Origin of the sequence: Pseudomonas amygdali (assembly GCF_002699855.1) — a bacterium.
GTDB lineage: Bacteria > Pseudomonadota > Gammaproteobacteria > Pseudomonadales > Pseudomonadaceae > Aquipseudomonas > Aquipseudomonas amygdali.
The window spans coordinates 22,418-36,000 of the sequence record NZ_LKBW01000275.1 but is presented as its reverse complement, the minus strand read 5'-3'; the positions used below and the strand labels follow the sequence as shown (position 1 = coordinate 36,000).

Sequence of the window (13,583 nt, the reverse complement as noted above, 5' to 3'; positions counted from 1 at the left end):
CAATTCTAGGTTGGCGTTAGGGGGTCATTTTTACAGTGGCGGTGACAGCTGGAAACCGAAGGTGGGCGATTGTCTGCCGTGGTCACCGAGCACGGCACCATTCGTACCCGGCTCGCGGTACTTGCCGGAGGCGCGTGGGCTTCCTCATTCTGTCGCCAGTACGGTATTAGTTTTCCGCAGGCTACTATTCGCCAGACGGTAATGTCAGTGTCCCCGTCGACCGGTGAGTTGGTGCCAGCATTGCATACTTCAAATGTTTCCATGACTCGCCGTCATGACGGTAGCTACACTCTGGCAATCAGTGGCCGTGGAAGGGTTGATCCTACCCCACAGTTGTTCGGGTTTGCTGCGCAGTTCCTGCCCATGTTTGGGCGCCGTTGGCGCAATCTGGCGCCGGGAGGTCTGGAAGGCTTGCGCTCAGGTCACGAGGGCCGTGGCAAGTGGCGTCTCGACCAACCGACACCTATGGAGAAGATGCGCATACTCGATCCCAAGGTAGATACCTCTGCGGTGGAGTTGACCTACAAGCGCGCGGTGGCGATGGTCCCCGCTCTCAAGCAATCATCGGTCAACGCAGCCTGGGCTGGTTATGTCGACAGCACACCTGATGGTGTGCCCGGGATCGGTGAAATCGCCAGCCTGCCCGGGCTGGTGCTGGCTGCCGGGTTCAGTGGCCATGGTTTCGGTATTGGACCAGGAGCAGGTCATCTGATCGCTGACATTGTCAGTGGTGTCGCCCCTATCGTTGATCCTAAACCTTATCACCCAGACCGTTTCCACGGTTCAGCATGGGGTAAGGTGGCAGATTTCTGAGTGAAAACGAGGAGCGACGTTCCACAGCGACTGCCGTGCTTACATCGGCGTGGTCACCGTCAACAACTGTGTGCGTGTTGAAGCTGAGAAAACTTGCGACCGGTGTTCCACGTGGAACACCACAGCTTTGGGACATTAGTGACTATTCGACGCATTAATGGATCCGGCCACCCTTTTCAATAACGGACCAGGCAACCGCTTAGTCCGAGAAGAAACTAACGCTGTGTCCGGAATCAGGTGCCCACTACCCTACACACGTTACGGTCTACATCCCTGAAAGCAGATCTGCTTTCTTTATCAGAAACTCATCTTTTGAGGGAAAGTTGCAGCCAGAGTGAACGGGACATACCCCTTCTGCCCTTTCAGAAATATTGGAGCGGTACGTTGGCCTGACTGAAATCGGCTTCGCCTCGGGCGTTAGCCCACGCAATATAAAACCGACCTTTTGCAGGTCGGTTTTTGATATATCACCAAAACTTATGCACGTTTTTCCGGTTTTTATAGCCTGAAAAAAATATGTATACGAATTAAAGAGTTAGCCAAGGTTTCTGACGGATTTCAGAAAAACCGTACACAGGTTATCCACAAAATCACGCTGGGACTTTTTCAGGGCTTGCTGCCGGTGCAACAGGCGAGCCCATCGCGCGCTGTGCGTCCTCGTTCCAGGCTTGCACACGGTCATTCAACGCAGCAATGGCGCGCGGGCCTGTACCTTCTGCGTACATCGGTTCGCCAATCACCACCTGAATAGTGCCTGGCTTTTTCGCCCAGCCATCCCGAGGCCAGTATTTGCCAGCGTTATGCGAGATAGGCAGGACTGGCAGATCAGCGTTTACCGCCAACGCAGTACCGCCGCGAGAGAATTTTCCGACTTGGCCATAAGGTACGCGTGTACCCTCCGGGAAGATCAGCACCCAGACGCCATCCTTTAGGAGTTCGTCGCCTTTCTTGGCGATTTCCCGCAGTGCGGCTTTAGGGTTATCACGGTCAATGGCAATGGGGCGCAGCATCGCCATGGCCCAGCCGAAGAACGGCACATACAGCAGTTCACGCTTGAGGAGCTGGCTCATCGGCTCGAAGTACGCCGACAGGAAGAAAGTCTCCCAGGTGCTCTGATGGTTGGAGATGATCACGCAGGGCGTTTTCGGTACGTTTTCTGCGCCAGTCACTTCAACCTGGATGTTCAGGAACACCTTGGTCAGCCAGATGGCGCAGCGGCACCAATAGACGTTGATGAAGCGATAGCGAGCTTTGAATGGCAGAAAAGGCGCAATGAAAAAGCACAATGTGCACCACAGCAAAGAGCTGGTGCCCAGCAACAGGTAAAAGAAGAAGGTCCTGATTGCCTGCATGATCGACATAGTTACGTTTACCGTACGGGCAGGTGCCCGCTCCTTGAGCGTCCTGAACCTGACGAGCTAATTGTTCAGTGAGGCGCTGTTGTGGATAAGCTCTGCGGCAACCGCCGCCAGATCGTCAAAAATCAACGTGCCTGCTGGCACTCCGTCGTCCATCGTTTTACGACCCTTGCCGGTCATCACCAGCACAGGCTGAGAATCGACGGCCAATGCGGCCTGCAGGTCACCTTTACTGTCGCCCACAAACCAGAGACCTTTGGGGTCTGCTGCGTAATGAAGGGCGATGGCCTTCAGCATGCCGGGTTTAGGCTTGCGGCAGCTACAGCCATCGTCTGGCCCATGCGGGCAATAGACGATCAAACCGACCTCGCCACCCTGCTCTGCCACCAGCTTGCGCAAGCGCGCATGCATGGCATCCAGCGTGGCCAGATCATAATAACCTCGGGCAATGCCCGACTGGTTGGTGGCGACCGCCACCGTCCAGCCGGCCTTGCTCAGATCTGCGATAGCCTCGATCGAGCCGGGAATGGGCACCCACTCCTTCACGGACTTTATGTAAGCATCGGAGTCATGGTTGATGACTCCGTCTCGATCAAGTATCAGCAGTTTCACCATCGACCCCTTCTCAGCCCAGCAGCGAGATATCGGCAACGCCAAGGAACAGGCCGCGCAAACGCGACAACAAGGCATAGCGGTTGGCGCGCACATTGGCGTCTTCCGCGTTGACCATTACCGCTTCGAAGAATGCATCGACCGGCTCACGCAGCATCGCCAGACGCGCCAGCGATTCGCTGTATTGACGCTCGGCAGCCATCGGCTGGACCGCGTGGTCAGCCTGCTGAATAGCCGAGTACAGCGAAAACTCGTTGGCGTTGTCGAAATACTTGGGCTCGACGGTCTGGGCAATGCTGCCCTCGGCCTTGCTCAACAGGTTCGATACGCGCTTGTTCACCGCGGCCAGTGCAGCGGCCTGTGGCAGTTTGCGGAAAGCCTGGACCGCCTGAACACGCTGATCGAAATCCAGCGCCGAAGCAGGTTGCAGCGCACGTACCGAGAGGTACACAGCCACATCGACGCCTTCGTCTTCATAACGCGCACGCAGACGGTCGAAGATGAAGTCGAGTACCTGCTCCGCCAGACCGGCAGGCTTGATCTTCGCGCCAAACTGCGTGACTGCGAATTTCACCGTTTCGACCAGGTTCAGGTCGAGCTTCTTCTCGATCAGAATACGCAGGATACCCAACGCAGCACGACGCAGCGCATAGGGGTCTTTGCTGCCGGTGGGCAGCATGCCGATACCGAAGATACCGACCAGCGTGTCGAGTTTGTCGGCGATGGCCACCGCAGCGCCAGTCAGCGTTGTCGGCAGTTCGGCGCCCGCGCCACGTGGCATGTACTGCTCGTTGAGCGCCAGCGCGACATCTTCAGGCTCGCCGTCGGCCTTGGCGTAGTAGTAACCGGCGATACCCTGCATTTCCGGGAACTCGCCGACCATTTCGCTCGACAGGTCGCACTTGGACAGCAGACCAGCCCGTGCAGCACGCTGGGCGTCGCCGCCGATGCGTGGGGCGATGTAGGCAGCCAGTTTCGAGACACGCTCGGCCTTGTCGAACACGCTACCCAATTGCGCCTGGAACACGACGTTTTTCAGACGATCGTTGAAGGTTTCCAGCTTCTGCTTCTTGTCCTGCTTGAAGAAGAACTCGGCGTCGGTCAGGCGTGGACGAACCACCTTCTCGTTACCGGCGATGATCTGCGCCGGGTCCTTGCTCTCGATATTGGCCACGGTGATAAAGCGCGGCAGCAACTTGCCTTCGGCATCCAGCAGGCAGAAATATTTCTGGTTGTCCTGCATGGTGGTGATCAGCGCTTCCTGAGGCACTTCCAGGAAGCGTTCTTCAAAGGAGCACACCAGCGGAACCGGCCACTCGACCAGCCCGGCCACTTCGTCCAGCAGACTTGGCGGCACGATGGCGGTGCCTTCCTGTTGGGTGGCCAGCTCGTCGACGCGCTTGCTGATGATCTGGCGACGTTCATTGAAGTCGGCCAGTACGTGCGCGGCGCGCAGGTCGCTGAGGTACCCGGCAGGCGAAGAAATACGTACGTCTTGCGGGTGATGGAAGCGATGACCGCGAGAATGACGACCCGCGCTCTGGGCGAGGATCGTGCAGTCAACCACCTGATCACCGAACAGCATCACCAGCCACTGGGTCGGACGCACGAACTCTTCCTTGCGGGCACCCCAGCGCATGCGCTTGGCAATCGGCAGGTCGTTCAGCGAGTCTTCGACGATAGTCGGCAGCAGCGACGTAGTCGGCTTGCCGAGGATGGTCTGGCTGTAGCGCAGTTTCGGGCCGCTCTGATCGATTTCGCTCAGGTCGACGCCGCACTTCTTGGCGAAGCCCAGTGCTGCCTGCGTCGGGTTGCCGTCCGCATCGAAGGCTGCCTGACGCGGTGGGCCGTCGAGGTTGACGCTGCGATCCGGCTGTTGTGTGGCCAGCGCGGTGATCAGCACGGCCAGGCGACGCGGTGCAGCGTAGACCTGTTTGGCGCTGTAGGTCAGACCTGCGCCCGACAGGCCTTTTTCAATACCGGCCAGAAATGCATCTGCCAGGGAAACGAGGGTCTTGGGTGGCAGTTCTTCAGTGCCCAGTTCAACCAGAAAATCTTGAGCACTCATTGCGCTGCCTCCAGCTTGGCCAACACTTCATCGCGTAGATCGGGCGGCGCCATCGGGAAACCGAGACGGGCGCGGGCCTGCAGGTAGGCCTGAGCCACCGAGCGGGCCAGCGTGCGCACGCGCAGCATGTATTGCTGACGCGCGGTCACGGAAATCGCGCGGCGTGCATCCAGCAGGTTGAAGGTGTGCGAGGCCTTGAGGACCATTTCATAGCCCGGCAACGGCAGCTCCAGCTCGATCAGACGTGCGGCTTCGCTCTCATAGAAATCGAACAGTTCGAACAGTTTGTCGACGTTGGCGTGTTCGAAGTTGTAGGTCGACTGTTCCACCTCGTTTTGATGGAACACGTCGCCGTAAGTCACTTTGCCGAACGGGCCGTCAGCCCAGACCAGATCGTAGACCGAGTCCACGCCCTGCTGGTACATGGCCAGACGCTCAAGGCCGTAAGTGATTTCGCCGGTAACCGGGTAGCACTCAAGGCCGCCGACCTGCTGGAAGTAGGTGAACTGCGAGACTTCCATACCGTTGAGCCAGATCTCCCAGCCCAGACCCCAGGCGCCCAGCGTCGGCGATTCCCAGTTGTCTTCGACGAAACGCACGTCGTGCACCAGCGGATCGAGGCCGATGTGCTTGAGCGAACCCAGGTACAGTTCCTGGAAGTTGTCCGGGTTGGGCTTGAGAATCACCTGGAACTGATAGTAATGCTGCAGGCGGTTCGGGTTTTCGCCGTAGCGGCCGTCAGTCGGGCGACGGCTTGGCTGTACGTAAGCGGCGTTCCAGGTTTCCGGGCCTACGGCGCGCAGAAACGTGGCAGTGTGGAACGTGCCGGCGCCTACTTCCATATCGTAGGGCTGAAGTACCACGCAACCTTGTTCTGCCCAGTATTGCTGGAGGGCGAGGATCAAGTCTTGGAAGGTACGCACGGCTGGCGTAGGCTGGCTCACAAATTTCACCTGTGCTGGGCTGCGATTCAAAGAGCGGGAGTATACCCGATTCGGCCGCACGTCCACTCCTTGGGAGCCCTATGACACGCTGCTTTTGGAGCAACGAAGACCCCCTGTACATCGCTTATCACGATCAGGAGTGGGGAGTGCCGCTGCGCGATGCGCAGAAGCTCTTCGAGTTGCTTTTGCTCGAAGGGTTCCAGGCCGGGCTGTCGTGGATCACGATTCTCAAGCGGCGGGCGCGTTATCGCGAAGTGCTGCACGGCTTTGAAGTCGAGCGCCTGGCGCAGTTGAGCGATGCCGAAATAGAGGCGCTGATGCTCGATCCGAGCATTATCCGCAATCGCCTCAAGCTCAAGGCCGTGCGCACCAATGCGCGGGCCTGGCTGGCGCTGCAAGACCCGGTCGGTCTGCTCTGGTCGTTTGTCGGTGGCGAGCCGAAGATCAACCATTTCAAGGATCGCAGTGAGGTGCCGGCGATTACCTCCGAGGCCGAAGCGATGAGCAAGGCGCTGAAAAAGGCCGGCTTCACGTTTGTCGGCCCGACCATCTGTTATGCGTATATGCAGGCCAGCGGTATGGTCATGGATCACACTGTAGATTGTGATCGGTATGCGATCCTGAGCCGCTGACGGTTACATTCCCCGCCTCGAGAATCTGGGAGTCATCTGTGGATAAGTTCAAAGGCGCCGTAATGGTCGGGGCGTTGCGATTGTTTGCGCTGTTGCCGTGGCGCGCGGTGCAATGGGCAGGCACTGCGATTGGCTGGCTGATGTGGAAGCTGCCCAACCGCTCGCGCGAAGTGGCACGGATCAACCTGTCCAAGTGCTTCCCCGAGTTGAGCGAGCCCGAGCTGGAAAAGCTCGTTGGCCGCAGCCTCATGGACATCGGCAAGACCTTGACCGAAAGCGCTTGTGCGTGGATCTGGCCTGCGCAGAAATCGATTAACCTGGTGCGTGAAGTCGAAGGGCTTGATGTGCTCAAGGACGCGCTGGCGTCCGGCAAGGGCGTGGTTTGCATCACCAGCCACCTGGGCAACTGGGAAGTGCTTAATCACTTCTATTGCAGCCAGTGCAAGCCGATCATTTTCTATCGTCCACCGAAGCTGAAGGCGGTCGACGACCTTTTGCGCAAGCAGCGTGTGCAGTTGGGCAACCGGGTGGCGGCGTCGACCAAGGAAGGCATTCTCAGCGTCATCAAGGAAGTGCGCAAAGGCGGTTCTGTAGGTATTCCGGCCGACCCGGAGCCGGCTGAGTCTGCGGGTATCTTCGTACCCTTTTGCGGCACCCAGGCCCTGACCAGCAAGTTTGTGCCGAACATGCTGGCGGGCGGCAAGGCAGTGGGTGTGTTCCTGCACGCCATGCGCCTGCCGGATGGTTCCGGCTACAAAGTAGTGTTGGAAGCCGCTCCCGAAGCCATGTACAGCACCGACACCGAAACCTCGGCAGCGGCGATGAGCAAAGTGGTCGAGAAATACGTGCGAGCCTACCCGAGCCAGTACATGTGGACCATGAAACGCTTCAAGAAACGCCCGCCAGGCGAAGCGCGCTGGTACTAGGAAAGATCGGACGCAGAGCGTCCAGAACTGCATGCGACGCGGAGCGCCGCACGATAGTGTTTCCCTCAACTGGCCGCCGCAATCAACCCGCGCCGCTCCAGCGCCACCTGAGTGCCCTCTGGACTCATCCGCACCAGGTTCACCGGGATGGATTTGGCCGCAGGGGTGTTGCCGTGTTTATCCCGGTTGGCCAGTGGCAGCAGCCCGTTGGTTTCCGGGTAGTAGGCTGCGCAGCAGCCTTGCGGCACGTCGTAGGGGATGACTTTGAAACCCGCTGCACGCCGCGTCGTGGTCGGGTCGAGCGCCGTCTGAAACTCGATGTAGTCCCCGGCCTTTAGCCCCAGGCGTTCGATGTCCTGTGGGTTGAGCATCACCACCATGCGGTCGCCGTAGATATCTCGATAACGGTCATCGTTGGAATACACCGTGGTATTGAACTGGTCATGGCTGCGGATCGTCATCAACTGCAAATGCTCCGCGCCCGGCGGCGTGTCGTCTTCGTCGTAGACGCCTTCGGGAAAGAGGAAGTTGGCCTTGCCCGACTCGGTGTCCCACTTGCGCTCACTGGCGGCATTGGGCAATCGAAAACCTCCGGGTTCTAGGATGCGCTGATTTAAGTCATAAAACTGCTCGGGCAACACTTCTTCGATCTTGTCGCGAATCCTGGCGTAGTCGCCCACATACCTGTCCCAATCCACCTTGGGATTGGGCGCAAGCGTCGCTTTGGCGATACCGGCGATGATGGCGACTTCGGAAATCAGATGCTTCGACGCAGGCTCGAGCATGCCGGTCGAGCCGTGCGCCATCGACATCGCGTCCTCCACCGTAATGGTCTGCGCCACGCCGTTCTGCAGGTCGCGTTCCGAACGCGCCACGCATGGCAGCAGAAAGGCCTTCTGTCCATGCACCGTCGCGCTGCGGTTGAGTTTGGTGTTGACCAGCACCGTCATTTTCAAACGGCTGACGGTCGGGCAGATCACATCGGTGTCCGGAATGGCGCGGAATAAATTACCGCCCATGGAAATAAGGGCTTCCACCTCGCCACGCAACAGGGCTTCGCAGGTCTGGGCCACGGCATGGCCTTTTTTTCTGGACGCCTCGAAACCGAACACCTTGCTCATGCTGGCCAGAAACGGTTCGCCGGCCTTTTCATAGATGCCCATCGTCCTGTCGCCCTGTACGTTGGAATGCCCACGCACCGGACACGCCCCCGCACCGAGCTTGCCGATGTTGCCGCGCAATAGCAGCAGGTTGATGATCTGCTGCATCGCATCGCCGCCACGCTTGTGCTGAGTGATGCCCATGCCCCAGCAGCAGATGACCCCCTTCGAGCGCTTATAAACCGCAGCCACCTCTTCGATGGCCTGACGCGTCAGACCCGAATGGCGCTCGATGATGTCCCACGGCAATAGTCGGCGTACTGCTCAAAGCCATGGGTGTGTTCTTCAATGAACGCCACATCAAGGACGCGCGGCAGGTTTTCACGCTGCGCCACGTCATCGGCTTCGATCACGGCCTTGCAAACGCCTTGCAGGGCGATCATCTCGCCACCGATCCTGACCTGATGGTACTGCGAGCTGATTTCCACCCCATGCAGACTGAGCATGTCGCGCGGGTCCTGCGGCGCCGCAAAGCGTACCAGCGCCCTTTCCCGCAGCGGGTTGAACGAGATGATGCTGGCACCCCGTTTTGCGGCCGCATGCAGCTCGGACATCATGCGCGGGCTGTTGCTTCCGGGGTTCTGACCAATGATGAAAATCGCGTCGGCGTTCTCGAAATCTTCCAGCGTCGTGGTGCCCTTGCCGACCCCGATCGACTCGGGCAGCGCCGCAGTGGTGGTTTCATGGCACATGTTCGAGCAGTCAGGGAAGTTGGCCATGCCGTACAGCCGACCGAACAGCTGATACAGAAAGGCGGCTTCGTTCGACGTGCGCCCGGAGGTGTACAGCTCCAGCTTCCACGGATCGCTCAAGCCGCGCAGCTCTTCGCCGATCTCGGCGAACGCTTCGTCCCAGGTGACGGGCAGGTATTTGTCAGTGGCTGCGTCGTAGCGCATCGGCTCGGTGATACGGCCTTCTGCTTCCAGCTCGTGATCGCTCCAGGTCGCCAGTTCGCTGACCGTATGCCGGGCGAAGAACTCAGGCGTCACGCGTTTTTTGGTCGATTCCCAGGCCAGTGCCTTGGCACCGTTCTCGCAGTATTCAAAGGTATGCGGCTTCTTCGGGTCCGGCCAGGAGCAACTGGGGCAATCGAAGCCGCCAGGCTTGTTCATGGACAGCAGCGTGCGGTTGCCCTTGATCAGCACATGCTGGTGCAACAGGTGCTTGTTGACCGCACTGAGCGCAGGCCAGCCGCCCGCAGGTGTGCCGTCGGTTTGTGAGCCTTGAAGGGGGACTTTGGATTCAGGCATTGCTTATGTTCTCTCTGGTAACGCCCGTCAAAGGCATAGCGCGCGTATGTGTGATACGCGCGCTTAGAGAGAATTCGTCCGAGTCGACGAGCGTTGCGGACCAGACAGGTCGGCAAGAGGTTCAGTCAGGGAGCAGGCTGTTCAGGGCCTGTTCAGAAAAAGCTCAACCCCACCTGAAACAGCCGCTCCACTTCACGGATGCACTTTTTATCCACAAGGAACATGATCACATGGTCACCGGATTCGATAACGGTGATGTCGTGGGCGATGAGCACTTGTTCGTCGCGGATGATCGCACCGATTGCCGTACCGGTCGGCAGGTTGATGTCCTTGATGGCGCGGCCCACCACCTTGCTGGATTTCGGGTCGCCGTGCGCGACGATCTCGATGGCTTCGGCTGCACCGCGCCGTAACGAGTGCACGCTGACGATATCGCCCCGTCGCACATGAGCCAGCAGCGTGCCGATGGTTGCCAGTTGCGGGCTGACCGCCACATCAATCTCGCCGCCCTGGACCAGATCGACGTAGGCCGGGTTATTGATCAGGGTCATTACCTTGCGTGCGCCCAGCCGTTTGGCCAGCAGCGACGACATGATGTTGGCTTCATCGTCGTTGGTCAGCGCCAGGAACAGGTCGGTATTGTCGATGTTTTCTTCCATCAGCAAATCACGATCCGATGAGCTGCCCTGTAGCACCACCGTACTGTCCAGGTGCTCCGACAGATAGCGGCAGCGCGCCGGGTTCACTTCGATGATCTTTACCTGATAGCGGCTTTCAATGGCTTCAGCCAGACGCTCGCCGATGTTGCCACCGCCTGCGATGACGATGCGCTTGTAGTTCTCGTCCAGACGCCTCAGCTCACCCATCACCGCACGAATATCGGCCTTGGCGGCGATGAAGAACACCTCGTCGTCGGCTTCGATGACCGTATCGCCGTGGGGCAGGATCGCCCGGTCGCGCCGATAGATCGCCGCGATACGGGTGTCGACATTGGGCATGTGCGCACGTAACTGGCGCAGCTGCTGACCCACCAAGGCAGCGCCGTAATAGGCTTTGACCGCGACCAGTTGCGCCTTGCCTTCGGCGAAATCGATGACCTGTAGCGCGCCGGGGTACTCGATCAGACGCTTGATGTAATTGGTAACCACCTGTTCCGGGCTGATCAACACGTCGACCGGAATCGCGTTTTTATCGAACAGGCCCGCGCGTGTCAGGTACGCCGCTTCGCGGATGCGCGCGATCTTGGTCGGCGTGTGGAACAGCGTGTGGGCCACCTGGCAGGCGATCATATTGGCTTCGTCGCTGCTGGTCACCGCGACCAGCATGTCGGCGTCGTCCGCGCCCGCCTGGCGCAGGACTGCGGGATAGGAGCCCTTACCCTGCACGGTACGGATATCCAGGCGGTCGCCCAGATCGCGTAACCGGTCGCCATCGGTGTCGACCACGGTAATGTCGTTGGCTTCGCCCGCCAGATGCTCGGCCAGCGTACCGCCTACCTGACCTGCACCCAGAATGATGATTTTCACCTGCGTACTCCCGCGCCGCCTCGACCTTGATCCGCGATCTTGATCAGTTTGGCGTAGTAGAAACCGTCGTGGCCGCCTTGCTGGGCCAGCAGCTGGCGACCATGGGCTTGCTTGATACCTGCGGGTGGCTGTCCGGCCTGCCCGGCGATATCCAGTTCTCTGGCCCCGGAGGTACGGGCCAGAAACGCCTCGATGACGTCGGTGTTTTCGGTCGGCAGTGTCGAGCAGGTCGCGTACACCAGCATGCCGCCTACCTGCAGCGTAGGCCACAACGCGTCGAGCAGTTCGCCCTGCAGGCTAGCGAGCGCGGCGATGTCATCCAGTTGGCGGGTCAGCTTGATGTCCGGGTGGCGACGGATTACACCCGTCGCCGAGCACGGCGCGTCGAGCAGGATGCGCTGGAACGGCTTACCGTCCCACCACTGCGCCGTTTCGCGGGCGTCGGCAGCGATCAGCTCGGCGTCCAGCCCCAGACGATCAAGGTTTTCACGCACGCGCACCAGGCGCTTGGCTTCGAGGTCCACCGCGACTACGCCGCTCAATTGCGGCTGCACTTCCAGCAAATGGCAGGTCTTGCCACCTGGCGCGCAGCACGCGTCGAGTACGCGTTGCCCGGGTGCGAGCTCCAGCAGGTCGGCGGCCAATTGCGCGGCTTCGTCCTGAACGCTGATCCAGCCTTCGGCAAAGCCCGGCAGCGAGCGCACGTCGCAGGGCTCGGCAAGTACGATGCCGTCCTGACTGAAGGTGCACGCGCTGGCTTGCAGCCCGGCAGTGTTCAGCAGCTCAAGGTACTGGTCGCGGCTGTTATGCCGACGGTTGACCCGCAAAATCATCGGCGGATGCGCATTGTTGGCTGCGCAGATCGCTTCCCATTGCTCCGGCCACGCCGCTTTCAGGGCTTTTTGCAGCCAGCGCGGATGGGCGGTGCGCACCACCGGGTCGTGTTCCAGCTCAATCAACAGCGCTTCGCCATCGCGTTGCGCGTTGCGTAGTACAGCGTTGAGCAAGCCTTTGGCCCACGGTTTTTTCAGCTTGTCAGCGCAGCCAACGGTTTCACCAATGGCTGCATGCGCAGGAATTCGGCTGTAAAACAGCTGGTAAAGACCTACCAGCAGCAACGCCTCGACGTCGGCGTCGGCGGCCTTGAAGGGTTTTTGCAACAGTTTGGCCGCCAGTGCCGACAGGCGTGGCTGCCAGCGTGCGGTGCCGAACGCCAGATCCTGAGTCAGGCCGCGATCACGCACCTCGACCTTGTCCAGTTGCGTGGGCAGCGAACTATTCAGCGATGCCTTGCCGCTGAGCACGGCAGCCAGTGCCTTGGCGGCGGCCAGACGCGGGTTCATTGACCCAGCACCGTGCCGATGGCGAATTTCTCGCGACGGCTGTTGAACAGATCAGCAAAATTCAGCGGCTTGCCGCCCGGCAGTTGCAGACGGGTCAGGCGCAGGGCGTTCTGGCCGCAGGCGACGATCAGGCCGTCCTTGCTTGCGCTGAGGACAGTTCCCGGTACGCCCTGCCCTTCGGCCAGATCGGCAGCCAGCACTTTCAGGGTTTCTTCGTTCAACGTGCTGTGGCAGATCGGCCACGAGTTGAAGGCGCGGATAAGACGTTCCAGCTCATCGGCCGGACGTGTCCAGTCGAGACGCGCCTCATCCTTGTTCAATTTATGAGCGTAATTGGCCAGGCTGTCGTCCTGAACCTCGCCGACCAGCGAACCATCCGCCAGCCCTGCAATGGCCTGCAACACCGCTGGTGGGCCGAGTTCGGCAAGACGGTCATGCAGCGTGCCACCGGTGTCCTGTGCGGTGATCGGGGTGACAGCCTTGAGCAGCATCGGCCCGGTGTCCAGACCAGCTTCCATTTGCATCACGGTCACGCCGCTTTCGGCGTCGCCGGCCTGCACCGCGCGCTGAATCGGCGCAGCTCCGCGCCAGCGTGGCAGCAGTGAGGCATGGCTGTTGATGCAGCCCAGACGCGGAATATCCAGCACCACTTGCGGCAGGATCAAGCCGTAGGCGACCACCACCATCAAATCAGGCTTGAGCGCAGCCAGTTCGGCCTGCGCGTCAGGGGCGCGCAGCGTGGGCGGCTGCATGACCGGGATGTCATGCTGCAGTGCCAGTTGCTTGACCGGGCTGGGCATCAGCTTTTGTCCACGACCGGCCGGGCGATCAGGCTGGGTGTACACGGCGACGATCTGGTAAGGGCTGTCTAGCAGGGCCTTGAGGTGTTCGGCGGCAAATTCCGGGGTGCCGGCGAAGACGATGCGCAGTGGCTCAGTCATGGGCTTCTCG

The 13,583-nt window shown here is 60.0% G+C and carries 9 protein-coding genes and 2 pseudogenes; 3 read left to right on the top strand and 8 right to left on the bottom strand.

Annotated features, from left to right (window positions below; all coding sequences use genetic code 11):
- Positions 1-48: 48 nt before the first annotated feature.
- A pseudogene (locus AO277_RS19150) lies at positions 49-813 on the top strand (NAD(P)/FAD-dependent oxidoreductase); the annotation flags it as partial.
- Between the two features lie 590 nt (positions 814-1,403).
- Here AO277_RS19150 and AO277_RS19145 read toward each other — a convergent pair.
- From AO277_RS19145 to glyQ, 4 genes are read right to left on the bottom strand one after another with little or no spacing between them, the layout of a single operon-like run.
- The gene (locus AO277_RS19145) at positions 1,404-2,174 is read right to left on the bottom strand and encodes a lysophospholipid acyltransferase family protein (RefSeq protein ID WP_044318635.1); all 771 of its coding nucleotides are present in this window, start codon (positions 2,172-2,174) and stop codon (positions 1,404-1,406) included.
- A 57-nt stretch (positions 2,175-2,231) separates the two neighbouring features.
- Positions 2,232-2,786 (bottom strand): D-glycero-beta-D-manno-heptose 1,7-bisphosphate 7-phosphatase, encoded by a 555-nt coding sequence (gene gmhB, locus AO277_RS19140; protein WP_044318634.1) that lies wholly within the window; start codon positions 2,784-2,786, stop codon positions 2,232-2,234.
- 10 nt (positions 2,787-2,796) lie between these two features.
- The gene (gene glyS, locus AO277_RS19135) at positions 2,797-4,851 is read right to left on the bottom strand and encodes a glycine--tRNA ligase subunit beta (protein ID WP_044318633.1); all 2,055 of its coding nucleotides are present in this window, start codon (positions 4,849-4,851) and stop codon (positions 2,797-2,799) included.
- Positions 4,848-5,795 carry a glycine--tRNA ligase subunit alpha gene (gene glyQ, locus AO277_RS19130; protein ID WP_044318632.1) on the bottom strand — a complete coding sequence of 316 codons (948 nt, stop codon included), beginning with the start codon at positions 5,793-5,795 and terminating at the stop codon, positions 4,848-4,850. The genes glyS and glyQ overlap by 4 nt, the downstream gene beginning before the upstream one ends.
- Positions 5,796-5,875: 80 nt before the next feature.
- Between glyQ and AO277_RS19125 the strand changes: the two genes are divergently transcribed.
- On the top strand, positions 5,876-6,427 hold the full coding sequence (locus tag AO277_RS19125) for a DNA-3-methyladenine glycosylase I (protein WP_044318631.1): 552 nt from the start codon (positions 5,876-5,878) through the stop codon (positions 6,425-6,427).
- Positions 6,428-6,465: 38 nt separating this feature from the next.
- Positions 6,466-7,353, top strand: coding sequence for a lysophospholipid acyltransferase (locus AO277_RS19120; RefSeq protein WP_044318630.1), 888 nt, complete (start codon positions 6,466-6,468; stop codon positions 7,351-7,353).
- 65 nt (positions 7,354-7,418) lie between these two features.
- On the opposite strand, the pseudogene AO277_RS19115 reads toward AO277_RS19120, so the two are convergent.
- From AO277_RS19115 to fmt, 4 genes and pseudogenes are all read right to left on the bottom strand, one after another.
- Positions 7,419-9,763 (bottom strand): annotated as a pseudogene (locus AO277_RS19115) (FdhF/YdeP family oxidoreductase).
- 152 nt (positions 9,764-9,915) lie between these two features.
- Positions 9,916-11,289 (bottom strand): Trk system potassium transporter TrkA, encoded by a 1,374-nt coding sequence (gene trkA, locus AO277_RS19110; RefSeq protein WP_044318629.1) that lies wholly within the window; start codon positions 11,287-11,289, stop codon positions 9,916-9,918.
- A complete protein-coding gene (rsmB, locus tag AO277_RS19105) occupies positions 11,286-12,632 on the bottom strand; it encodes a 16S rRNA (cytosine(967)-C(5))-methyltransferase RsmB (protein WP_044318628.1) in 1,347 nt (448 codons plus the stop codon). The genes trkA and rsmB overlap by 4 nt, the downstream gene beginning before the upstream one ends.
- Complete coding sequence (gene fmt / locus AO277_RS19100; protein WP_044318627.1) at positions 12,629-13,573, bottom strand: methionyl-tRNA formyltransferase; 945 nt, start codon at positions 13,571-13,573, stop codon at positions 12,629-12,631. Before fmt ends, rsmB begins: the two co-directional genes overlap by 4 nt.
- Positions 13,574-13,583 lie beyond the last annotated feature (10 nt).